This window comes from Nonomuraea sp. NPDC049480, assembly GCF_044465905.1.
Lineage (GTDB): Bacteria > Actinomycetota > Actinomycetes > Streptosporangiales > Streptosporangiaceae > Nonomuraea.
Genome location: NZ_JBITMD010000018.1, coordinates 1 through 21,981 on the forward strand (window position 1 = coordinate 1; position 21,981 = coordinate 21,981).

A 21,981-nucleotide genomic window follows, 5' to 3' on the forward strand; every position below is an offset into this window, starting at 1 on the left:
TTCTGGTCCCCCTCGTATTTCGCCGCGTCCTGCGGCGGGGGACCCTTGTCGATCATCAAGGAGTACATCGAGAACCAGAAGCGGCCAGGCTGAGCCACCCACAGAGACCGACTGGCAGAGCACCGCTCGGGCCTGGGGGCCCTCCCGCGCTGTCGTTTCCTCCCGGGCGTAAACGCCCGGGGTTCCACGCCAGATCACGCTGAAGATCTACGCCAAGTGCATCGACGGCCAGCGCGAGGTGGCCCGCCAACGCATGGAGAAAGCGCTGGGGGAATCATGATCCACCGAATGCCTGCTGCGGAATCCATACGGAATGATCTCGTCACTGAACGGCCTACCCCCTACTTTCAGGCAGGCCAGAGGGCCTTTCCTGGCGTAGAAGTCTTGACCCTGACGCAGGGTCAAGCCCTCAGCATGGTGGCATGACCACGAAAACCAGTGCGATCGAGGTCGCCGGCCTGCGCAAGTCGTACGGCGGCCACGGCGGCGATGCGGAGCGGGCTGAGAGAGGGGGAAGGACGATGCGGCACTTCACGATCCACCACGACGGCGTCACGATCCCGGTGTCTCGCGGTGGCCGGGGACGACCGCTGGTCCTGTGCCCTGGGCTGAGCTCGACACAGGCCGACCTGCGCGAGCTGGCCGAGCTGCTGCGGCGCGACCACGACGTGATGACCTTCGACCTCCGGGGCCATGGCCTCGCCTCGGCCGCCGACCGGTACTCCTTCGAGGCGTTCCTCAGTGATCTGGTCGCCGTGCTGGCGGAGCTGGGACGCCTCGACCTGGATGCGGCGCCCGTGCTTGTGGGCTATTCGCTGGGCGCGGATCTGGCCGTGCACTATGCCTCCGAGCATCCTGGCGCCGTCGCCGAGCTTGTTCTCATCGACGGGGCGAACCCGGTGCCCGAACCGTTCATCACCGAGGCCGTCCTGCCCGACTTTCGCGCAATGTGGGAGGACCTGGCGACGCAGCAGGAGGCCGGGCGGGGCACCGCGCGTCAGGTGTTGCTCACCGCCCAGGAGATTCTCGATCTGAATGTCGAGATCGATGTGGTTCGGTCCAGGATCCTTGACCGATACAGGAAGATCGACTGCCCAATCAGCATGATCGTGTCGACCTCGATGGCCGGCGACAGCGGCGAAGGGCATGCGCCGCGGTTCAACCAGAACTGGCGTGCCGGTGTCGAGCGGCTTGTTCGCAAGCGGCCGCACATCGCCACGTCCTGGCTCGACGCCGACCACCAGCTGGTCTTCACCCACGCCCCGGAGATAGCCCAGATCATCCGGAGTGCGCCAGGCCCAGCCGGCCAGGCGACTTCTTGAGCAACTCCTGGGAGGCTGATTCTTGATGCTGACCATCGGCGAGCTGGCGTCGTACGCGGGAGTGACGGTGCGCGCGGTGAGGCACTATCACGCCAAGGGGCTGCTGCCGGAGCCGGAGCGGGACCACTCCGGCTATCGGAGGTACGACGCCGGCGCCGTGGTCGAGCTGATCAAGATCCGGACCCTCGCCGAGGCTGGAGTCCCGCTGGCGCGGGTGCGGGAGCTGCTCCAGGCCGACGAGGAGGAGTTCGCCGCGGCGGTCGCGGACATCGACAAGCGGCTGCGGGCGGAGATCCGCGAGCGGCAGCGGAACCGTGAGCGGATCGCCCGCCTCGCCTCCGGGGACAGCCTGGCGCTGCCCCCGGAGGTGGTCGAGTTTCTCGACCGGCTGCGGGCGCTCGGGGTCGACGAGCGGATCGTCGAGGTCGAGCGCGACGGCTGGATCCTGCTGGCCGCGCACACGCCCGAGCTGGCCTCGGAGTGGATGGCACGCAAGCGGGAGCAGATCGCCGACCCGGAGCTCATCGATTTCTATCTCACCCTGGGCCAGGCTCTCGACTGGGCCGCCGGCGACCCCAGGCTGGCCGAATGGGCTGACAAGCTGGCGCCCTACATCACGCGGATAGCCGACGAGCGAGGTGAGGACCACGTCGACGACGACCCCGGCATCGAGCCGTCGTTCGTCGAGCTGCTGGACACGCTGGTGTTCGACGCCGCGCCGCTGGCCCGTCGACTGATCGAGCTGCTGGAGAAGCGAGGCTGGACCGGCTGGACCAAGCTCGAGCGCGTGGACCCGGCACGGGGTGCGGCCGGAACACGGCAGGAGGACACCGCGGTTCAGCGTTCCCGGCGTCCATGGTGACGGCGAGCGGGGTCCTGTCAGGGCTGGCGCAGCCACCGCAGAGCTGCGTCGGCGCAGTCCTCGGGGCTGCTGTTGAAGGCGATGGCCGCGTCGGGGGCGTGCTGCCGGACCAGGTTGACCACCTTCTCGAAGAATTCGAGCAGCGGCTCGTGCTTGCGGATGCCGCCCCCGATCACCACGCAGGCGTAGTCTTCGCGGGTCAGCGTCTCCACGATCGCTCCTTCGGGGTTCTCGTCGAGTGCCACCAGGCACCAGTCGGCCTCGATACCATGATCGTCGAAGCGGGCCTGACCGCGTGCCATCGCCGCCTGGACCGGCTCCGGGTCCCAGCCCTGGATCTTGGCGGGATCGAGACCGATCACCAGCACTCGTGCCACTGTCACGCGTCCTCCTTCTCGCAGAACGTTGCCACGCCGGCGCGATGGTTGAAGGTGGTGCCTGGGTCCATCGACATTGTCGATCCCCTCCAGAGGGCGCCACGTTATCCCGATCTTGCCACGCGCGCTTCCGGCGTGCTCTCGTCAGAGTGACAGGACGTTGTGCCCAGCCGAGGCCGAGGACTGGGCCGGCGCGACCGAGGACAGCCACCGGACCTTCCCGCGAACCGCATGCGAGGACACCCCGCCGGCCACGACGACCAACCGCCGACCTCGACGTCTCCAGGTCCCCGCGAGCCGCTGACCGGCAGGAGAAGTCGAAATGGCACCCCGAGCGCCCAGCCGGTCGAAGTGCAGACGTTCACCTCCGGCCAGAAGGAGTCGCCGGCGACGACCTGGATCCCCCGGGCCGTCGCGGAGTTCCGGCAGCTGCTGGGTGTACCCGCGAACCGCCCGCCCAGATGCCGATTCGTCCGAGGTTGAGCGTGCTCATCCGTCCTGCTTGGCGGTGTGCTGGGCGGCCAGGAAGCCGGCGATCTGGGTTGCCCCGGTCCGCTTCAGCCAGGTGCGCAGGTCCAGCAGGCCCGGGTGCAGCGCGCGGGTGAAGGCGACGTCGGCGCGGTAGCCGCGTTCGTTGAGCCAGGTGTAGGCGAAGGCGAACTCCTCGCCGACCTGGGCGATCGCCTCGATCGGGATCTGGACGTAGGGCAGCGACCGGCCGACGGCCTCGGAGATGGCCGCGGCGATCTGGACGGGAGTGAGCTCGTCTCCGGCCAGGTCGACCGCGCGGCCGATCCACTGGCCCGGCTGGGCGAAGGCCAGGACGGCGAAGGCGCCGACGTCGTCGACGGCCATGATCTGCTGGGGCACGCCGGCGGCGAACGCGGTGGCCACGGTGCCGTCGTGCAGGTGGTAGGCGCCGGTGTAGTTCTCCATGAACGAGACCGGGCGCAGGAAGGTCGCGGGCAGGCCCAGCCGGGTGATGTGCCGTTCGATGCGCCACTTGTTGATCGTGTTCTGTGGCAGCTTCTCGGTGTTGTGGCGGCCGGCGCCGGCGAGGGAGGCATAGACCAGGTGCTGCACACCGGCGGCGTGTGCCGCATCGGCGACGTTGCGGCCCCAGCGGACCTCGTCCTCGGCGGAAAAGCCCGCCGGCGTTCCCGGAGAGCCGACGGTGGGCTGCACGCTGAACAGGCCGTAGGCGCCTTCGGCCGCGGCGACGAGTGAGGTGACGTCGTCCATCTGGGCGCTGACCAGCTGTGCGCCCGCCTGCGCCAGCGTCCGGGCCGCCGGGGCGTTCGGATCGCGCGTCACCGCTCGTACCCGCCAGCCGCCGGTGAGCAGCTGCGCCGTCACGGCACGGCCCTGCAGGCCGGTCGCCCCCACCACCACGATGGTCTTCACGATGTGTCTCCAGTCGGTAGCCATGCGGAGGCCGTACACCTAAATGGGGTGGTCCTCCGGTTCTGGATGAGTACGATATGGAGGGACACCCCGTTTTGCAAGCTCGCCGGAGATGACATGCCGCACGACAGCCCTACGACATCGCCCGCACGGCCGATGCGCGCGGACGCGCGACGCAACTACGACCGCATCCTGACCGCGGCTGCCGAAGGCATCGCGCAGCACGGAGCCGAGGCCTCCCTGGAAGAGATCGCCCGGCGCGCGGGCGTCGGCTCGGCCACGCTGCACCGGCACTTCCCCTCCCGGCAGCAGCTGCTGGAGGCTGTCTTCCGGGACAAGGTCGAGGTCCTGTGCGCCACCGCCGGCGACCTCGCCGCCGACCCTGATCCCGGGCATGCGCTGATGACCTGGCTTCGAGCCGTCGCCAGACACGCCGTGTCCAACCGAGGCCTGGCCGCTTCGCTGATGCGTGGCGCCCAAGACGGCGATCCCACTCTGGGCGCCACCTGCCACACGATGATCAAGAACGCTGGAGAGGACCTGCTGACCCGCGCCCGCGGGGCGAACGCCGTACGACCCGACGTCTCAATCACGGACCTGCTCAAACTCGTCAACGCCATCTCCCTGGCCACCGAGCAAGAACCCGACGGCGCGGCCCAGGCCGATCGGCTGCTCACTCTCGCGCTGACCGGAGTGCGCCCCGCATGAGAAATCGGCGGTGGACACTACTCGGTGAACACGCCAAGCGTGATACGGCGATCAGCTGTCCAGAATGCCTGGGGTGACCAGCCCGTGTTCGTAGGCGTAGGCCACCGCCTGCGCGCGGCTGGACAGCCCGAGCTTGGCCATCGCGCGGTTGAGATGGGTCTTCACGGTCGACTCGCTCACCACCAGATGATCGGCGATCTCCTTGTTGGACATGGCCCGCCCGACCAGAACGAGCACCTCGGCCTCGCGGCCGGTGAGGGGATCGGGCGTCCGGGCCGGGCCGCCCGCGTCTGGCGCCGGATCGCGGACCGGGAGGAACGCCTCGATCAGGCGGCGCGTGGCGGCGGGTGCCAGCAGGGTGTCGCCGCCGGCCACGGTGTGGATCGCGGCCAGCAGCCGTTGCGGCGTGGTCTCCTTCAGCAGGAACCCGGACGCGCCCGCGCGCAGGGCGTTGTAGACGTACTCGTCCAGGTCGAAAGTGGTGAGGATCAGCACCTTGGGCTTGCTCGGACCGGGTGCTGCGAGGATGCGCTCGGTGGCCGCGATGCCGTCCATGCCCGGCATGCGGATGTCCATGAGGATCACGTCCGGGCGGGTCCTGGCGGCCAGCCGCACGGCCTCCTCACCGCTGGCGGCCTCGCCCACGACGTCGAGATCGGGGGCTGCGCGGATCAACGCGGCCAGGCCCGCGCGGATCAGCACCTGATCGTCCACGACGAGCACGGTCAGCATACGGTGATCTTACTCGCGGCCGTCGGGCTGTATCCCGTCGTCGTAGGGACGCAAAAAGGTCGCGGTCACCTCGAACCCGCCTGACGGCGTGGGCCCCGTCACGAGTGTCCCCCGGTACAGCCTCACCCGCTCTTTCATCCCGATCAGTCCGTGGCCGGTGGAGTGCACGGGCGGGACTGGGTCCGGGAGCGCGCTCCCCTCATTGGTGACGGACACAGTCAGCGCGGCGGCTCCATAGGTGACCCTGACCCGGGTGTGGGCACCGGGCGCGTGCTTGAGGACGTTGGTAAGTGCCTCCTGGATGATCCGGTACGCAGACAGGTTCAGCCCTTGCGGCAGCGGATGGCGTCGTCCGGTGACGGTGAGGTCAAGGTCGAGGCCGGCGGCGCGCATCCGGTCCAGGAGCGGGTCGAGGTGCTCGAGCTGCGGGGCGGATGCGTAGCGCTCCTCGTCGGCCTCGTCGATTTCGATGCGCAGGATCGAGAGCACCCGCCGCAGCTCGAAGATGGCCTCGCGGCTGGTGTCGGCGACGGTGTCCAGGGCAGCGCGCGCGGCGCCGGGGTCGGTGTCGATCACGTAGCTCCCCAGCCCGGCCTGCACGGAGATCACCGACATGTGGTGGGCGACGACGTCGTGCAGTTCCCTGGCGATGCGCAGCCGTTCCTGGGTGACCGCGCGCCGGGCGGCGGCGTCCTGCTCGCGCCGCAGCTGGGCGGCCAGGTCGGCGAGCTGCCGGTTGCGGCGGATCAGCAGCCGCACCATCGCGCCGGCGGCCAACGCACAACCCGTCACCACCGGGGCCTGGCCGATGGCCGACCACGTGTGGACATCGGGATGCAGATCCGCGACGTGCGCCCACTTGACCGTTACCACGAGCCCGCCGATGGCGGCCAGCCAGACAGGCCGGTGAACGGTAACCGAGTAAAGCGCGAGCAGCGGCGCCATGTTGTTGGTCCAATAGTTGTAGCCCAGCTCGTGGTACACCATCGCGGTCGTGCACGACACCACCAGGACGGTGAACGCCGCCCGCCGCCGCCAGATCAGCGGCAGGTTCGAGGCCGCGGTCAGTACCGCGGCGGCCAGATCCGCCGGACGAGTCGCCCGCTCCGGCTCCAGGACGGCCCACGTCCAGCTGCCGAGGGTCAGCGCCACCGCTACGGCACCGTCGACCAGCGTTGGGTGCTCCGCCCAGAGTCGCCGGGCCAGCGCGATGGCCCTGTCATGCACCAGAGCATCGTAGAGGCCCGCAGGTCGCCACCACATCCACCAAGGAGCCGGAGCATGTACTGCGAAAGACGACGCCGGATCCGGACGGACGGTCACCGGTCGGCGACTACTACGGAGCCCCGTACCGCGAAAGTTCGACTACTTCCGGCAGACATGGTCTTCCCGCGCCACATCGCCGCGTGGTGTCGCCGGTGACGACAGGACACCGACACCGGTCATACCGCTGCACGGCCCGGCGACAGCGCAGGTCCGCGATCCGCCCCGGGCTCCGCGGCCCGCCGCCGTATTCCGGTGGCACCACTACCGCACTGGTTCCACGTCCGGAATTTCCCCCGGCCAATCGCGGTAGCGCAGTTCAACCGCTCGTTCGATGTGCTGCGCCGCGGCTTCTCATATCTTTTGTTCGCGAGAGCGTGCCCATGAAACCGGCCGCGACAACATGATCCCGCGCAAGGAACATGCCCGAACAAGCACGAACAGGCCGCGGTCTTGTCCCGGGCGGCTGGGCCCATCGACAGTACCGGCGCCTCAGGAGCCACCAAGGAGGAGTTCTGCAATGAAGAAGAAGCTGCTGGTCGCGGCGGTGGCGTTAGCCGCGTTGACGCCGGCGCTCAGCACGTCGGCTCAAGCAACCACCGCACCCGCACCCGAGACGTTCAGGAACCCGGTCGGCGAGGATGGTGGGCCCTTCATGACCTACCACAACGGTTACTACTACCTGGCCATGACGACGCACGCCAATCGGATCACGATGCGGAAGGCGACAAGCATCGGACGACTCTACGTGGCCCCACCGGTCACGGTTTTCACCATTCCGGAAGGGCAGAACCGGCGCCTGGTGTGGGCGCCCGAGTTCTATCGGGACCCGGCGACCGGTAAGTGGTATCTGTACTACACGGCGGCCGCATCCGACGACGGCGACGAGACGCATCGGCTCTTCGTCGCCGAGTCGAACGACACCGACCCGATGAGCGGTTACACGTTCAAGGGCAGGATCGGACCGGACAGGTGGGCGATCGACCCCGCGATCATGTTTCACAACGACCAGAAGTACCTGGCCTTCTCGGCTTCCGTGCCGGGCCAGCACAATGCCTTGCATCTGCAAAGGATGACCGGCTTCACGAAGACAACCGGCGAACCGGTCCACATACCGGCTCACGGCGGCGAGACGTGTCCCCGGGTACGGGAGGCACCCTCATTCCTCTACAGGAACGGCCGCACCTGGATGGTCTACTCGGTCTGCCATGTGAAGGATCCCGAGTACCGCCTGTTCATGAAGAGCATCGCGGGCAACGCTGATCCGTTGGCCAAGGACAACTGGCAACAGCATCCCGGTCCGGTGTTCGCCGGCAACCCCGACGCCGGCGTCTGGGGCCCCGGGCACAACGGTTTCTTCAGGTCCCCGGACGGCGATGACTGGATCGTCTATTACGCGAACGGGACAAGCGCATCCGGGGTGAACCTGCTGAGTCTGCGGACCACCCGGGTACAGCGTTTCTCCTGGAAGGCGGATGGCTCACCGAACTTCGGGGCCCCCCGCCCGATCGGCGCCACCCAGGACCTGCCCCACCCCGACCCCGAGGGTGGCTCGTACTGGATCAACGACGACGGCCGGTCGAACGGCGAGGGATCGGTCACGTACGGTGGCACCTGGAACTCCCGCCCGGATTGCGCCCCGCTCTGCTTCTGGGGAGACGACAAGTGGAGCGGCACCTCCGGCGCGACCGCCACGTACGGCTTCACCGGGCGGCGCATCGCGCTGCTCGCGTTCGGCGGCCCTGGCCGCGGGAAGTTCGCCGTCTCCGTCGATGGCGGCCCGGAAACCGTCCACGACCAATACTGCGCCGCGGGCGTCGGTGAAACCCTTCACTACCTGAGCCCGCAACTGACCGCCGGTAGACACACGCTTCGGGTCCGCGTCCTTCGCGACAAGCGGGAGGAATCCACCGGGTACGGCGTGGCGATCGACCGCGCCGAGGTCTACCCGTAGGGTCGTCACGAGGCGACCGTGCCGCCGCCGGCTCGGTTCATCATGCCGAGGACCCGGCCTGCTCCACGTCCTACCTATGGTGAGCAGGCAAAACACCCCATAGAGTGGATGGCGTGGGCAGATTCGTCGGCCCGCGAAGACCGGGCACACGGCAGCCGGGCACGCCGCAGATCGACCACGCGGCGCTGTTCGCCGCCACGCCGTCCCCGTGCCTCGTGCTGGACCCGGACCTGGTGATCGTCGATGTCAACCGGGCCTACCTGCGCGCGACCGGCCGCACCGCCGAGGACCTGATCGGCCAGCACATCTTCGCCGCCTTCCCCGACAACCCCGACGATCCCCACGCCGACGGGGTGAGGAACCTGCGCGCCTCGCTGCGCCGCGTGCTGGCCTACCGGGAACCGGACACGATGGTCCTGCAGAAGTACGACATCGCCCTCCCTGACCGCCCGGGGGCCTTCGAGGAGCGCTGGTGGTCTCCCATCAACACTCCCGTCCTGGCGCCGGACGGGAGTGTGTCGTGGATCATCCACCGGGTCGAGGACGTGACGGAGTTCATCCGCTCCTGCGCCCCCGAGCAGCCCGCGAGCAGACCGCCCGTCCGCCGCGCGGCGAGAGGGGAGGCGACGATGGAGGCCGAACTGTACGCGCGGGCGCAGGAACTGCACCGGCTGAACGAGGAACTCCGCCAGGCCCACGCCCGCGAACGCCAGGTCGCGCTCGCCCTGCAGGAGTGCATGCTCCGCTGTCCCGACCTGGACCATCACCCCGACATCGCGGTGCGTTACCTGCCCGCCGTGGGCGCGCTGAACGTCTGCGGCGACTGGTACGACGTCGTGGACCTGTCAGACGCCTGCTACGCCGTCGCGGTGGGCGACGTCGTCGGCCACGGCCTGGAAGCCGCCACCGTCATGGGGATGCTGCGCAGTGCGCTGAGCGCCGCGATCCGCGCGGTCAAGGAGCCGGCCCGGGCGCTGGAAGTGCTCGGCCTGTACGCCCGTTCACTCGAAGGAGCGCTGGCCACCACGGCGATCGAGGCAGTGATCGACACCAGAAGGCACCGCATCACCTACAGCAATGCCGGCCATCCGCCGCCCGTCCTGCTCGACCCGGACGGCTCCTGCACGCTGCTGGACCAGGCCACCGACCCGCCGCTGGGCGCCCGCCCCGAGCACGTCACCGGCCCTCAGGCCGAACTGCCCTACAAGCCCGGAGCCGTCCTCGGCCTGTACACCGACGGGCTCATCGAACGCCGCGGCCAGGACATCGACGTCGGCCTGGAACGGCTGACCGACGCGCTGGCCCGGTTCGGCCGGCTCGACCCCGAACACCTCGCCGACGCACTGCTGGCATCCCTGAAGGTCAGCAGCGGCGCCCGCGACGACATCGCCCTGCTTGTCGTCCGCCTTTGAGGTGTGCGCCTGCTCCTGAACTCGACCGTTCGTCGTTGACGACCTGGCGGCGGTCGATCCGCGGCATCGAGATCCGGGGCACGGCGGTGGCGCTGACGGACCACGAGCCGCCCCTGCCGTCCTTGTCCGGAAGATCATCAGGATCACCCCTACCAAGATCGTCTCGTGGGGGCAGGCCTGAGGTCTCTTCCTGTCCAGGGTGTTCGCGACCGGATCTTGTTCCATATGTCGTGCATGCGAAGGCACGTTTGCAACGCCGCAGGAAACGTTCCGGGTGCGAGCGCTGACGACTTCCTGTGCGTGGACATGAACGAGACGGTACGGTCCGTCTTGACGCGAAGGACGAGCCCCGGTATGGTCACCTCACAAGACGAGACGGACCGTCTCGTCGATGTGAAGGCAACCGATCGGAGTTCTGTATATGTCCATCCCAGCCACCGCCTCTTCCCGCACCTGGTTCATCACCGGAGCCAGCCGCGGCCTGGGCCGTGCGTTCGCCCTCGCCGCGCTGGAGCGCGGCGATCAGGTGGTCGCCGCCGCCCGTACCATCACGCCACAGGCCTTCGGCGACCGGTACGGAGATCGGCTGCTCACCCTTGCCCTGGACGCGACCGACCGCGCCGCGGTGTTCGCCGCCGTGAACACCGCCGTCGAGCACTTCGGCCGGCTCGACATCGTGGTCAACAACGCCGGGACCATGTCCTCGGGCATGCTCGAGGAGTTCACCGAGGCCGAGGCGCGCGCCCAGCTGGAGGTCAATCTCTTCGGGGCGATGTGGGTCTGCCAGGCCGTCCTGCCGCACCTGCGCGCCCAGGCATCCGGTCACATCGTGCAGGTCTCCAGCATCGCCGCCCTCGGCGGCTTCCCGAGCACCGGGATGTACAGCGCGAGCAAGTTCGCGCTGGAGGGCATGAGCGAGGCACTGGCGATGGAGACCGCGCCGTTCGGCGTCAAGGTCACCATCGTCCAGCCCGGAGGCTACTGGACCGACCTGTACACCAGCATGACCACCACCTCGCCTTCGGGGGAGTACGGCCCGCTGCGCGCCGAGCTGGAGAAGCAGTGGGCCGAAGGCTCGGTCGACAGCGAGCCGCGCCTGGCCGCCGAGGCGCTGCTGAAGCTGGTCGACAGCGAAGACCCGCCGCTGCGGTTGCTGCTCGGGAGCATGGTCTACGACCTGGCCTTCGACATCTCCCGCCGGCGGATGGAGACCTGGGCCGCCTGGGAGCAGGTCAGCCGGGCCGCCGAACACGCCGTACCCGCCCCCGAAACCGCCGGTTGACCGGCGGACCGGCGTCGACGGCGGCCTTTCCGGCCCCGAAGCCGCCGCCTGACCAGTTCCGCCACCGACTGTCCACACGGCCGTGCCTACTTCAGGAGGACGCTTTTATGCGTATCGGTCATCCCTCATCCGACACCCAGCTCGTCCTGTCCGGCGTCACCAAGCGGTATGAAGACAAGATCGTCCTGAACCAGGTCTCCCTCACCGTCAAGCCCGGCGAAAAGGTCGGCGTGATCGGCGACAACGGGTCTGGAAAATCCACTTTGCTGCGCCTGCTGGCCGGACGGACCCAGCCCGACAACGGGTCTGTCACCGTGGCGGCGCCTGGTGGCGTCGGCTACCTGGCGCAGACCTTGGACCTGCCCGGCACCGCCCTCGTCGGGGACGCCATCGATCTCGCGCTGGCGGACCTGCGCGACCTGGAGCGCCGGATGCGGCAGGCCGAGCTCGGCCTCGGTGATGCCACGCCCGCTGAGCTGGCGGCCTACGGCGCCCTGGTCGCCCGTTTCGAGGCCCGCGGCGGATATCAGGCCGACACCCGGGTCGAGATCATGCTGAACGCACTCGGCCAGCCCGGACTGGACCGGAACCGCCCGCTCGGCACCTTGTCCGGCGGGCAGCGGTCCCGGCTCGCGCTGGCCGCGACCCTGGCTGCGGCACCCGAGGTGCTGCTCCTGGACGAACCCACCAATGACCTTGACGACCAGACCGTCGCCTGGCTGGAGAACCACCTGCGAGATCACCGGGGTACCTTGATCACGGTCACTCATGACCGGCTTTTCCTGGAGCGGGTCACCTCCACCATCGTGGAGGTGGACCATGATCTGCGCGCTCTACACCGGTACGGCAATGGCTACACCGGATTCCTGGCGGCCAAGGCGGCGGCCAGGGCGCGCTGGGCCCGAGAGCACAAGGAGTGGCGCGCCGAGGTGACCCACCAGGAGGAACTGGCCGATTCCAACGCGGGACGGCTGGCTGCCATCCCGCGCAAGGCGCCGGCCGCCTTCAGCGGGGCGGGCGCGTTCCGGGCCAGGTCACGGGCGCACGGGGCGATGAGCAGGATCCGCGGCGCCCGTGAACGGCTGCGACAACTCCATCTGAACCGGGTTCCGCCGCCTCCGCGGCCTCTGAGGTTCACCGCCCACGTCACCACCGCCGACATCGGCGCCGGTACCGGCGGCCCGGTCGCGGAACTGACCGATGTGCGTGTCGGCGAGCGCCTGTACGTCGAGTCACTGCGCATCGACCCGGGCGCGCGGCTGCTGGTCACCGGCCCCAACGGTGCGGGCAAGACCACGCTCCTGCGCGTCCTGGCCGGCGAACTCGCCCCCGACACCGGCACGGTCCGCCGGGTGGCCCGCGTGGGTCATCTGCGCCAGCAGGACGGCATGCCGTGCGGCGGAGGCACGGTCCTGGAGGCGTTCGCGGCCGGGCGACCGGGAGAGCCGGCCGAACACGCCGATGCGCTGCTCGCGCTGGGACTGTTTCGTGCCACCGATCTCGCCGTGCCGGTCAAGGCGCTCTCTCCCGGCCTGCGTCGCCGGCTCGAACTCGCCCGCATGGTCAGCGAACCGGCCGATCTGCTGCTCCTGGACGAGCCCACCAACCACCTGTCCCCGGCCCTGATGAACGACTTGGAGCATGCTCTGACCGACTTTGAGGGTTCGCTCGTCATCGTCACCCACGACCGGCGCATGCGGGCCGCCTTCACCGGCTCCCACCTGGAGCTCAAGGCGAGCAGGGCGATCCTGCCGCACGTGACCGTCTAGCCGCGACGAGCCCCGGCCTCTTCATCACTTCTGGGGAGGGAAACCGGTTGCATGCCTGTTAGCTGATGTGTCATCTTCCTTGGTGAAGGAGGTGCATGATATGTCAAGAACGTGGATAGACTCGCCGTGCATGAATGAGCAGACCTCCCAGTGGCTGAGCCCGGCCGAGCAGCACGCCTGGCGCAGCTTCATCCGCTTGCACCAGAAGCTCAGCGCCACGCTGATCCGTGACCTGCAGGCGCACGCCAAGCTGTCCGGCGCCGACTTCGAGATCCTGGTGGCGCTCACCGACGCCCCGGACGGACGGCAACGATTCCAGGACCTGGCCAAGACGGTGGAGTGGGAGCAGAGCCGCCTGTCGCACCAGATCGCCAGGATGACCAAGCGCGGCCTGGTGGCCAGGGAGGAGTGCCCCGAGGATGGACGCGGAGCCTTCGTCGTCATCACGCCCGCCGGCCGCACAACCATCGAATCGGCCGCGCCCCACCATGTGGCCCTGGTCCGACGCCTGGTCATCGACGCCCTCGGCCCAGACGAACTCGCCACCCTCGCGCGGATCTCCGACCGCATCCTCGGCCAACTCGACAGCACGTCACCATGACGCTCAACGCAGTCCTCCACGAGTTCGGGGTAATGACCGGACGGGTGCACCGCCGAGAAGGACCAGCGCCGGATTCGTCCGCAGTGCTCCGGCCTTCAGTTTCAGGCCGAGGGTGAAGCGGACCCGTCCGTGTGGCGGGGCGGGAACGGCCGTTCGCGGCTACGGCGAACGGCGTCCAGGCACTCAGGCCGGCCGGTTCTTCTCGCCGGTGTCCGCCGCGGCCCTGCCTTTCCCGACCTGACGTACCACCTCCCGCAGCATCTCCGGGGAGGCCCGGCTCGCCGCCCGCACGCCGCCGCCTCCAGGGCGCGCCGCGTCCGGTAGATGTCGGCGACGTCGGACGCGGTCAGCCGCCGGACGAACATGCCGCGGTGGAGTTCGTGCACCAGCAGGTTCTCGTGGGAGAGCAGCCGGAACGCCTCGCGCAGCGTGTTCCTGGACACCTTCAGCACCTGGCCGATGGCCTCCTCCGAGAGCCGGATGCCTGGTGGCAGCGACCCTTCGATGATGTTCTCCCGCAGGATGCTCGCGACGAGCTCCGCGGTGCCGGCCCGCTCGAGCGCCGGCCGCGCAGCGCTCAAGTGCTCTTCCCAACCTGTCATCCCTGCTCCTCCTCCACCCGGGAAGGCGTCCTCCGCGACTCAAGCCAACACAGTCGTTGCACAAACCCCTTGTCAGATCGTTCAACAATCCTTATGTTGAACCCACACGTCCATATGCGGCCTGGAGACGATCGGGGCGCCACGGTCCGCCGGATCTGGAACTCGTCTCCCTCACCCCCCACTGACAAGCCCGACGAACGAGGTGCTCCGTGACAGAACCAGCAACCGTGACCGACGATGGGCGCTCAGAAGAGGGCAGCGGCGCTTTCGCCTGGTACAAGACGCTCGGCAAGCAGGGCCAGAAAGCCTTCAAGGGCGCCTACCTCGGCTATGGGCTGGACTCCTACGACTTCTGGACGCTCCCGCTCAGCCTGGTCGCGATCTCCGCGACCTTCGCCCTCGACAAGGGGCAGACCGGCCTGCTGTCCACCGCGACCCTGGTCGCCTCCGCGTTCGGCGGCGCCGCCGCCGGCATCCTCGCCGACCGCATCGGCCGGGTGAAGACGCTGATGGTGACGGTCGTCGCGTACGCGGTGTTCACCGCGTTGTGCGGGCTGGCGCCCAACTACGAGACCCTGCTGGTCTTCCGCGCCCTGCAGGGCCTCGGCTTCGGCGGCGAATGGGCGGCGGGGGCGATCCTGATCGCCGAGTACGCCAGCGCCCGCCACCGAGGCCGTGCCGTCGCCATGATCCAGGGCTCCTGGGCCGTGGGCTGGGGTCTCGCGGTCCTGGCCTATACCTGGATCTTCAGCTTCGTCGACGAGACCCTGGCGTGGCGCGTGATGTTCTTCACCGGCGCGCTGCCGGCGCTGCTGGTGATCTACGTGCGCCGCAACCTCAGCGACGCGCCCGTCTTCAAGGAGAGGATCGACACCAAGGGACGGGGCTCGCTCTCGCAGATCTTCGCAGGTGACCTCGCCCGCAAGACGCTCTTCGCCTCGCTCCTGGCCACCGGCGTGCAAGGGGGTTACTACACCCTCGCGACGTGGGTGCCCGCCTTCCTGAAGACGGAGAAGGGGCTCACCGTCATCGGCACCGGCGGCTATCTGGCCTTCCTCATCGGCGGCGCCTTCTGCGGCTATCTGACCGGCGGCTACTTCACCGACAAGATCGGGCGGAAGAAGACCTTCCTGATCTTCGCGGTGCTCAGCGCGGCGCTCATCATCCTCTACACCCAGCTGCCGTCCAGCGCGAACCAGTACGTGCTCTTCCTCGGCTTCCCGCTCGGCTTCTGCTCCTCGGCCATCTTCAGCGGGTTCGGCGCTTTCCTGTCCGAGCTCTACCCCAGCCACCTCCGGGGCACCGGGCAGGGCTTCACCTACAACCTCGGCCGCGGCCTCGGCGCGTTCTTCCCCACGATCATCGGCTTCCTCGCCACGGGCGGCAGCATCGGCGGCGCCATGTTGTTCGGCGCCGCGGCGTACGGGCTCGCCGTGGTCTCCCTGATCGGACTGCCCGAGACACGCGCCAAGGCGCTGGCGTAGCGGGGAGCGGCGAAGTGACGCACATCGATCTCAATTCCGATCTGGGCGAGGGTTTCGGCAGGTGGGTTCTCGCCGACGACGAGGCGTTGTTGTCGATCGTCACCAGCGCCAACGTGGCCTGCGGATTCCACGCGGGCGATGCGATGATCATGCGGCGGGTCTGCGAGACGGCGGTCGAACGCGGAGTGGCGATCGGCGCCCAGGTGAGCTATCGCGACCTGGCGGGCTTCGGGCGGCGGTTCATCGACGTGCCGTCCGAGGAGCTCACCAACGACATCATCTACCAGATCGGCGCCCTGGACGCCTTCGCCCGGCTCGCGGGCTCCCGGGTGAGCTACGTCAAACCGCACGGCGCGCTGTACAACGCGATCGTGCACCATGAAGCCCAGGCCGCCGCCGTGGTCGAGGCGGTATGCGCCTACGATCCGCGCCTGCCCGTGCTCGGTCTGCCCGGCTCGGCCTGGCTGCGCCGGGCCGCCGAGGCAGGGCTCACCGCCGTCGCCGAGTGCTTCGCCGACCGTGCCTACACCCCCGAAGGCACTCTCGTCCCGCGGCGCGAGCCGGGCGCGGTGCTCCACGACCCGGTGAAGGTGGCGGAAAGATGCGCGCGCATGGCCCTGGGACAGCCGATCGAGGCGATCGACGGCAGCCCGCTGACCGTGCGCGCCCAGTCGATCTGCGTGCACGGCGACAGCCCTGGGGCCGTCGCCATGGCCCGGCGAGTGCGCGACACGCTCGACGCCGGCGGCGTCCAGGTGGCGGCCTTCGGCGAGGGGAACCGGTGGAACTGAGACTGCGCCGCTGCGGCGACACCGCACTCCTGGTCGAACTACGCGACCTTGACGAAGTCGTCCAGCTCTACGACGCGCTCGCCGCCGACCCGCCGCCGGGAGTCACCGACGTGCTCCCGGCGGCGCGCACGGTGCTGGTCCGCTTCGAGCCGCCTGCTTCCCCCAGCGAGGTGGAATCGGCCGTCAGAGCGGTCCAGCCGGCCGCCGGGCTCCGGACGCGCATGGGGGAGGTGGAGATTCCCGTCGTGTACGACGGCGCCGACCTGGCCGATGTGGCGGCGCTGACCGGATTGACCGAGCGTGAGGTGGTGACCGCGCACACCCGGACGCCCTGGATCGTGGCGTTCTGCGGGTTCGCTCCCGGCTTCGGTTACCTGATCGGCGGGGACTCACGGCTGGCAGTGCCCCGGCGCAGCGAATCGCGCGTCCGCGTGCCGGCCGGGTCGATCGCGCTGGCCGGGGAGTTCAGCGGCGTGTACCCCCGGGAGTCCCCCGGCGGCTGGCAGCTGATCGGGCGTACCGGCGTGACGGTGTGGGACATCGACGCACATCCTCCGGCGCTGCTGAAGCCGGGCGTCCGGGTGCGGTTCACCGAGGTTGCTCATGACTGAGATCGCATCCGTCCCACGCGGCGAGACCGGCGACGCCGCCTGTGCATCCGGGAACGGGGTCGCCGGGGCCGTTCGGCTCGACGAGCGCGTCACCGGCCGCGGGGGCCAGGCCGCCGCCGTACGGGCGCTCGAAGTGCTGGTCCCCGGGCCCATGACGATGGTGCAGGACCTGGGCCGGCCCGGGCACGCCGCGCTCGGGGTCGGCCGCTCCGGCGCGGCCGACCGGGGCGCGCTGCGACTGGCCAACAGGCTGGTCGCCAATCCGGAGGGCGCCGCGGCCCTGGAGATCACTCTGGGCGGGCTCGCCGTACGGGCGCACGGTGACCTGCTGATCGCGCTCACCGGGGCGCCCTGCCGCGCCTCGGTCACCGACGCGACAGGGAACAATCAGGCCATCGGGCATCGCGCGGTCGAACGCCTCCCCGACGGCGCCGTGCTGCGGCTCAGCCTGCCCACGAGCGGGCTGCGTACTTATCTGGCGATCCGCGGCGGGGTGGACGTCCCGGAAGTGCTCGGCTCCCGCTCCACCGACACGCTCGCCGGACTCGGCCCGGACCGGCCGGCCCGCGGCACGCTGCTGCCGATCGGAGCGCCGCCACGGGCCTTCCCCGTCGTCGATCTCGCGCCGCTGCCGGATCCCGCGCGGGGCGACCTGATGCTGACCGTACGGCCCGGACCGCGCCAGGACTGGTTCCGGCCCGAGGCGCTGGCGGCATTGTGCGCGGCGCCGTACGAGGTGAGCGTCGAAAGCGACCGTGTCGGGATGCGGCTGCGCGGCCAGCACCTGGCCCGGGCCCGCGACGACGAGTTGCCCAGCGAGGGCATGGTGCCGGGGGCGTTGCAGGTGCCACCGTCCGGCCAGCCCACGCTCTTCCTGGTGGACCATCCGGTGACCGGCGGCTACCCGGTGATCGCGGTGGTGCGCGACCCCGACATCGATCGCGCCGCCCAGGCCCGCCCCGGGCAGCGCATCCGCTTCCGGATCAGCAGTTCGTAGTTCTTCCCAGCGGTTCTCGATCCGCCGAAACCAGCAGGAGGCATGATGACAGCGACCGTGACCGACCCCGCACCGCTCCGCCCGGAGCAGGCCCGGCTGCTCTTCCGCGACGGCCTGCGAATCCCCACCACCGGCTGGTCGGCCGGATGGGCCCAGGCCAACCTGATCGCGGTGCCCAAGGACCGCGCCTACGACTTCCTGCTGTTCGCGCAGCGCAATCCGAAGCCCTGCCCGGTGCTGGACGTGACCGAGCCGGGAGCCGTCTCCGCGTCCGTCTTCGGCGGCGACCTGCGTACCGACCTGCCCGCCTACCGGATCTACGAGAACGGCGAACCGGTGGCCGACGTCACCGACGTCGTCTCCCACTGGCGGGACGACCTCGTCTGCTTCCTCCTCGGCTGCAGCTTCACCTTCGAGGCGGCACTGCTGGACGCGGGCGTTCCGGTACGGCACATCGAGGCGGGGACGAATGTGCCCATGTACCGCACCAACCGCGCCTGCCGGCCCGCCGGGGAACTGTCCGGGCCCATGGTGGTGAGCATGCGTCCGGTACCCGCCGACCTGGTGGCGACCGCGGTACGGATCACCTCACGCTATCCGGCCGTGCACGGCGCGCCGGTGCACGTGGGCGACCCGCGCGCACTCGGCATCACCGACCTCGACCGGCCCGATTTCGGAGATCCGGTCGAGGTGCGGCCGGGGGAGATCCCGGTCTTCTGGGCGTGCGGGGTGACGGCGCAGGCGGCGGTGATGCAGTCGCGACCGCCCTTCGCCATCGGACACGCCCCAGGATTCATGGCCATCACCGACGTCCGGGACAGCACCTACCAGATCCCCTGACCGGCCCTCGACGAGGTCGGCCCGGCGACCCTGACAAACGGTCTTCGTGGAGCGCGTGTCCGTACCTGCCGGTGCGCATGTCGTCGCTGCCGCGGAGGACGGCCGGCGCGCCGTTCGCGGCCGCTCACATGAACAGGGGGCCGGGGTAGCCTTCCTGGACGGGGAAAGCGGCCGGCCGGCCGACGGCGCTGTGTTGACCTTCCCCTTGGGTGAAGCCGCACCATCGTCGGAACCGGCCACGGTGGCCGGGACGAGGAGGAGTGGTGCGGCTGCTGACGATCGGGGCGTTCGCCCGCGCCGCGCGGCTGTCGCCGAAAGCGCTGCGGCTGTATGACCAGCTCGGGTTGCTGCGGCCGGCCGCGGTGGACGGCGAGTCCGGATACCGGTTCTACGATCCGACGCAACTGGAGCGGGCCCGGCTCATCGCCTGGCTGCGGCGGCTGGGTATGCCGTTGGCCCGTATCCGGCGGGTGTGCGACCTGCCGCCGCCCGCGGCGGCCGAAGAGATCGCCGGCTACTGGGAGCAGGTGCTCGCCGAAACCGCCGCCCGCGGGCAGTTGGCCACTTTCCTCGTCGACTATCTGTCGGGAAGAGGAAGCACCGTGGAAGAGACGGCGACCGTACTGGGGATCCGTTACGCCGCCCGGTCAGAGTCGGGACTGGTGCGCACGAGCAACGAGGACACCGCTTACGCCGGCCCCCGGTTGCTGGCGGTGGCCGACGGGGTCCGCGGCTCAGGCGGGGACCTCGCGAGCGCGGCGGCCGTCGACGCGCTCAAACCGCTGGAGACCATGGCCGTACCGGCCGAGGACCTGCTCGGGGCACTCACCGACGCGGTCGGTGAAGCCGAGCGGGCCATCGGGGAGATCGCCGCGTCAACGCCGTCGGGGGAGGCGGTCACCACGTTGACCGCACTGCTGTGGTCGGGTTCCCGGCTGGCGCTGGTGCACATCGGAGACACCCGGGCGTACCTCGTACGCGACGGCGAGCTGTTCCAGATCACCCATGACCACACCTACGTGCAATCGCTGGTCGACGAGGGCCGGCTGACCGCGGAGGAAGCGGCCTCGCACCCCCAGCGCTCGCTGCTCGCACGAGCGCTGACCGGTACAGGCGGGGCCCAGCCGGAACTGTCGCTGCACAGGACCGTGGCCGGTGACCGGTACCTGCTGTGCTCCGACGGGGTGTCCACCGTCGTACCGGCCGGATCGCTGCGCGAGGTGCTGACCGGGCCGGGCGCCCCCCAGCAAGTGCTCGACGAATTGGTCGCGCGGGCGTACGCCGCCGGCGCCCCCGACAACATCGCCTGCGTCGTCGCCGACGTGGTGAGCCTGGAGACACCGTCCGCAGCCGAGGCCGGCGGCACCGGGCAGTGATCAGGTCAACGGCCCGGTCGCTCGGCGCGTACACGATAGACCGCCGCCCGCTGGCCATCGCGGCCTACCGGCGGCTGTGGGCGGCATCGGCGGTCTGCGCGGTGGGCGGCTCGTTCAGCGTGGTCGCCGTGCCGGCGCAGCTGTTCACGGTGACCGGCTCCTCGGCGGCCGTGGGGGTTGCGGGCGCGGTGTCGTTCGTCGCGCTGGTCGTGGCGGCGCTGTGGACCGGCGCCCTCGCCGACGTCATGGACCGGCGAAGAGTGTTGCTGGCGGCCCACAGCGGCCTCGCGTTCACGTACGCGGCCTTGTGGATCCATGCCGCGCTGGGCGGACGCTCCGTTCCCGTCTTGATGATGTCGGTCGCCTGCCAGGGGCTGACCTTCGGGGCGATCATGACCACGATGGGCGCCGCGGTGCCCCGCCTCGTCCCGGTCGAGCTTCTACCGGCGGCCAACAGCCTCAGCTCTCTGACCCGCTACGCCGGGTCGATCCTCGGACCGGTACTGGCCGGTGCCTTGATACCGGCTGTCGGGCTCGGCACGCTGTACCTGTTCGACGCCGTCGCGCTGCTGGCCGTCGTGTGGGCCGTCGTCAAGCTGCCACCGCTGCCGCCCCACCCTCACCCGGCCGGACCATCGAACAATCCGGCCGCACGGTACCGCAAGCGTCGCCCCACGATCGGCCAGGTACTGGCCAGTTTCCGGTACCTGGCGGCCAGCCGGCTGCTGGTGGCGGTGCTCGCGGTGGATCTCGCGGCGATGGTCTTCGGCATGCCGACAGCCCTGTTCCCGGAGCTTGCCCAGCACACCTACGGCGGACTCGCGGGAGGCGGCCTGGAGCTGGGATTGCTCTACGCCGCCTATCCGGCCGGGGTCGTCACGGCCGGGCTGTTGTCGGGCACGTTCACCCGCGCCCGTCGCCACGGTGCACTCATGGCGGCGGCCGCCGCGGCATGGGGCATCACCGTCGTGGGCCTCGGACTGGCCGCACATCTGTGGATCGCGCTGGCAACGCTCGTCCTCGGCGGTGCCGTCAACTTCGTGCTGAGCACCTTCCGCAACGCCATCACACAGGCACACACCCACGACGCCATGCGCGGCCGGATCCAGGGATCGCTCACCGTCGTCCTCTTCGGGGGTCCACACGTCGCGAACCTGCTGCACGGGGCCGCCGCATCGATCCTCGATCCCCGAACAGTGATCTGCGCCGGCGGGCTGCTCACCACAGTGATCGTGGCGGCGATCGCCTGGGCGGTTCCGGAACTGCGGACGTACACCCCTCGGCACCACGACCTCTGACCCACCGAGAATCCCCGCACCTGCTGTCCCCGGACGGGAACGCAAATGATCAACAAGACGTAAGGGGGCCGGGATGTCGAGACCGGGCTTTCTGCTCCGACCTCTGCGTGAAAACAACCACCAGGGAGACCCCACAAGGCACGGAGCCGTCGGCGAAATCGGGTTCGTCTCCGCCCGCCGGTCGGTCACTCATGGATCATACGAAGATCTGCCCCGGCCGCGTTCCACGTGGAGATTCTTCCGAGCACGACAGCGCTTGACGCAGGTCAGGTCCTGGGCGGCCGTGGCGTTGCGGC

Annotated in this window: 21 protein-coding genes; 16 read left to right on the forward strand and 5 right to left on the reverse strand. The window is 69.6% G+C overall.

Annotated features, from left to right (window positions below; genetic code table 11):
• From ACIBX3_RS39285 to ACIBX3_RS39295, 3 genes are all read left to right on the forward strand, one after another.
• Positions 1–93: transposase (locus ACIBX3_RS39285; RefSeq protein WP_397125886.1), on the forward strand; the 93-nt coding region annotated here is incomplete at its 5' end.
• 329 nt (positions 94–422) lie between these two features.
• Positions 423–1,322, forward strand: coding sequence for an alpha/beta fold hydrolase (locus tag ACIBX3_RS39290; RefSeq protein ID WP_397125630.1), 900 nt, complete (start codon positions 423–425; stop codon positions 1,320–1,322).
• A gap of 25 nt (positions 1,323–1,347) precedes the next feature.
• Positions 1,348–2,184 (forward strand): MerR family transcriptional regulator, encoded by an 837-nt coding sequence (locus ACIBX3_RS39295; protein ID WP_397125888.1) that lies wholly within the window; start codon positions 1,348–1,350, stop codon positions 2,182–2,184.
• A gap of 17 nt (positions 2,185–2,201) precedes the next feature.
• Here ACIBX3_RS39295 and ACIBX3_RS39300 read toward each other — a convergent pair whose 3' ends face one another.
• Positions 2,202–2,567, reverse strand: coding sequence for a hypothetical protein (locus tag ACIBX3_RS39300; RefSeq protein ID WP_397125631.1), 366 nt, complete (start codon positions 2,565–2,567; stop codon positions 2,202–2,204).
• Positions 2,568–3,050: 483 nt separating this feature from the next.
• Positions 3,051–3,965 carry an NmrA/HSCARG family protein gene (locus ACIBX3_RS39305; protein ID WP_397125632.1) on the reverse strand — a complete coding sequence of 305 codons (915 nt, stop codon included), beginning with the start codon at positions 3,963–3,965 and terminating at the stop codon, positions 3,051–3,053.
• 117 nt (positions 3,966–4,082) lie between these two features.
• Here ACIBX3_RS39305 and ACIBX3_RS39310 point away from each other — a divergent pair, with 117 nt between their 5' ends.
• A complete protein-coding gene (locus ACIBX3_RS39310) occupies positions 4,083–4,673 on the forward strand; it encodes a TetR/AcrR family transcriptional regulator (RefSeq protein WP_397125633.1) in 591 nt (196 codons plus the stop codon).
• Positions 4,674–4,724: 51 nt separating this feature from the next.
• Here ACIBX3_RS39310 and ACIBX3_RS39315 read toward each other — a convergent pair whose 3' ends face one another.
• Together ACIBX3_RS39315 and ACIBX3_RS39320 are read right to left on the reverse strand one after the other, a co-directional pair.
• Positions 4,725–5,405, reverse strand: coding sequence for a response regulator (locus ACIBX3_RS39315; RefSeq protein WP_397125634.1), 681 nt, complete (start codon positions 5,403–5,405; stop codon positions 4,725–4,727).
• A gap of 9 nt (positions 5,406–5,414) precedes the next feature.
• On the reverse strand, positions 5,415–6,632 hold the full coding sequence (locus ACIBX3_RS39320) for a sensor histidine kinase (protein WP_397125635.1): 1,218 nt from the start codon (positions 6,630–6,632) through the stop codon (positions 5,415–5,417).
• Positions 6,633–7,188: 556 nt separating this feature from the next.
• Here ACIBX3_RS39320 and ACIBX3_RS39325 point away from each other — a divergent pair.
• The 5 genes from ACIBX3_RS39325 to ACIBX3_RS39345 all read left to right on the forward strand — a co-directional run bounded on the left by ACIBX3_RS39325 (position 7,189) and on the right by ACIBX3_RS39345 (position 13,686).
• Positions 7,189–8,622 (forward strand): family 43 glycosylhydrolase, encoded by a 1,434-nt coding sequence (locus ACIBX3_RS39325; protein ID WP_397125636.1) that lies wholly within the window; start codon positions 7,189–7,191, stop codon positions 8,620–8,622.
• 113 nt (positions 8,623–8,735) lie between these two features.
• Positions 8,736–10,034, forward strand: a complete 1,299-nt coding sequence (locus ACIBX3_RS39330) for a PP2C family protein-serine/threonine phosphatase (RefSeq protein ID WP_397125637.1) — start codon at positions 8,736–8,738, stop codon at positions 10,032–10,034.
• A gap of 421 nt (positions 10,035–10,455) precedes the next feature.
• On the forward strand, positions 10,456–11,316 hold the full coding sequence (locus tag ACIBX3_RS39335) for an SDR family oxidoreductase (RefSeq protein ID WP_397125638.1): 861 nt from the start codon (positions 10,456–10,458) through the stop codon (positions 11,314–11,316).
• A gap of 107 nt (positions 11,317–11,423) precedes the next feature.
• The gene (gene abc-f / locus ACIBX3_RS39340; RefSeq protein ID WP_397125639.1) at positions 11,424–13,085 is read left to right on the forward strand and encodes a ribosomal protection-like ABC-F family protein; all 1,662 of its coding nucleotides are present in this window, start codon (positions 11,424–11,426) and stop codon (positions 13,083–13,085) included.
• A 130-nt stretch (positions 13,086–13,215) separates the two neighbouring features.
• Complete coding sequence (locus ACIBX3_RS39345; RefSeq protein ID WP_397125640.1) at positions 13,216–13,686, forward strand: MarR family winged helix-turn-helix transcriptional regulator; 471 nt, start codon at positions 13,216–13,218, stop codon at positions 13,684–13,686.
• A 101-nt stretch (positions 13,687–13,787) separates the two neighbouring features.
• Here ACIBX3_RS39345 and ACIBX3_RS39350 read toward each other — a convergent pair whose 3' ends face one another.
• Positions 13,788–14,288 (reverse strand): GntR family transcriptional regulator, encoded by a 501-nt coding sequence (locus ACIBX3_RS39350; RefSeq protein WP_397125641.1) that lies wholly within the window; start codon positions 14,286–14,288, stop codon positions 13,788–13,790.
• A 209-nt stretch (positions 14,289–14,497) separates the two neighbouring features.
• On the opposite strand from ACIBX3_RS39350, the gene ACIBX3_RS39355 reads away from it, so the two are divergent.
• The 7 genes from ACIBX3_RS39355 to ACIBX3_RS39385 all read left to right on the forward strand — a co-directional run bounded on the left by ACIBX3_RS39355 (position 14,498) and on the right by ACIBX3_RS39385 (position 21,685).
• Complete coding sequence (locus ACIBX3_RS39355; protein ID WP_397125642.1) at positions 14,498–15,772, forward strand: MFS transporter; 1,275 nt, start codon at positions 14,498–14,500, stop codon at positions 15,770–15,772.
• Between the two features lie 14 nt (positions 15,773–15,786).
• The gene (locus ACIBX3_RS39360) at positions 15,787–16,563 is read left to right on the forward strand and encodes a LamB/YcsF family protein (RefSeq protein ID WP_397125643.1); all 777 of its coding nucleotides are present in this window, start codon (positions 15,787–15,789) and stop codon (positions 16,561–16,563) included.
• Positions 16,560–17,174 carry an allophanate hydrolase subunit 1 gene (locus ACIBX3_RS39365; protein WP_397125889.1) on the forward strand — a complete coding sequence of 205 codons (615 nt, stop codon included), beginning with the start codon at positions 16,560–16,562 and terminating at the stop codon, positions 17,172–17,174. The genes ACIBX3_RS39360 and ACIBX3_RS39365 overlap by 4 nt, the downstream gene beginning before the upstream one ends.
• Positions 17,167–18,171: a biotin-dependent carboxyltransferase family protein gene (locus ACIBX3_RS39370; protein WP_397125644.1), complete on the forward strand. Its 1,005-nt coding sequence runs from the start codon at positions 17,167–17,169 to the stop codon at positions 18,169–18,171. Before ACIBX3_RS39365 ends, ACIBX3_RS39370 begins: the two co-directional genes overlap by 8 nt.
• A gap of 45 nt (positions 18,172–18,216) precedes the next feature.
• A complete protein-coding gene (locus tag ACIBX3_RS39375) occupies positions 18,217–19,011 on the forward strand; it encodes a putative hydro-lyase (RefSeq protein WP_397125645.1) in 795 nt (264 codons plus the stop codon).
• Between the two features lie 263 nt (positions 19,012–19,274).
• Positions 19,275–20,387, forward strand: a complete 1,113-nt coding sequence (locus ACIBX3_RS39380) for a MerR family transcriptional regulator (RefSeq protein ID WP_397125646.1) — start codon at positions 19,275–19,277, stop codon at positions 20,385–20,387.
• Positions 20,384–21,685 (forward strand): MFS transporter, encoded by a 1,302-nt coding sequence (locus ACIBX3_RS39385; protein WP_397125647.1) that lies wholly within the window; start codon positions 20,384–20,386, stop codon positions 21,683–21,685. Before ACIBX3_RS39380 ends, ACIBX3_RS39385 begins: the two co-directional genes overlap by 4 nt.
• The last annotated feature ends 296 nt before the right edge of the window (positions 21,686–21,981 follow it).

Coding starts and splice junctions, on each gene's coding strand:
- ACIBX3_RS39335 (WP_397125638.1), top strand. CDS start 10,456: ATGTCCATCCCAGCCACCGCCTCTTCCCGCACCTGGTTCATCACCGGA.
- ACIBX3_RS39345 (WP_397125640.1), top strand. CDS start 13,216: ATGAATGAGCAGACCTCCCAGTGGCTGAGCCCGGCCGAGCAGCACGCC.
- ACIBX3_RS39375 (WP_397125645.1), top strand. CDS start 18,217: ATGACAGCGACCGTGACCGACCCCGCACCGCTCCGCCCGGAGCAGGCC.
- ACIBX3_RS39370 (WP_397125644.1), top strand. CDS start 17,167: ATGACTGAGATCGCATCCGTCCCACGCGGCGAGACCGGCGACGCCGCC.
- ACIBX3_RS39290 (WP_397125630.1), top strand. CDS start 423: ATGACCACGAAAACCAGTGCGATCGAGGTCGCCGGCCTGCGCAAGTCG.
- ACIBX3_RS39295 (WP_397125888.1), top strand. CDS start 1,348: ATGCTGACCATCGGCGAGCTGGCGTCGTACGCGGGAGTGACGGTGCGC.
- ACIBX3_RS39325 (WP_397125636.1), top strand. CDS start 7,189: ATGAAGAAGAAGCTGCTGGTCGCGGCGGTGGCGTTAGCCGCGTTGACG.
- ACIBX3_RS39315 (WP_397125634.1), bottom strand. CDS start 5,405: ATGCTGACCGTGCTCGTCGTGGACGATCAGGTGCTGATCCGCGCGGGC.
- ACIBX3_RS39350 (WP_397125641.1), bottom strand. CDS start 14,288: ATGACAGGTTGGGAAGAGCACTTGAGCGCTGCGCGGCCGGCGCTCGAG.
- abc-f (WP_397125639.1), top strand. CDS start 11,424: ATGCGTATCGGTCATCCCTCATCCGACACCCAGCTCGTCCTGTCCGGC.
- ACIBX3_RS39310 (WP_397125633.1), top strand. CDS start 4,083: ATGCCGCACGACAGCCCTACGACATCGCCCGCACGGCCGATGCGCGCG.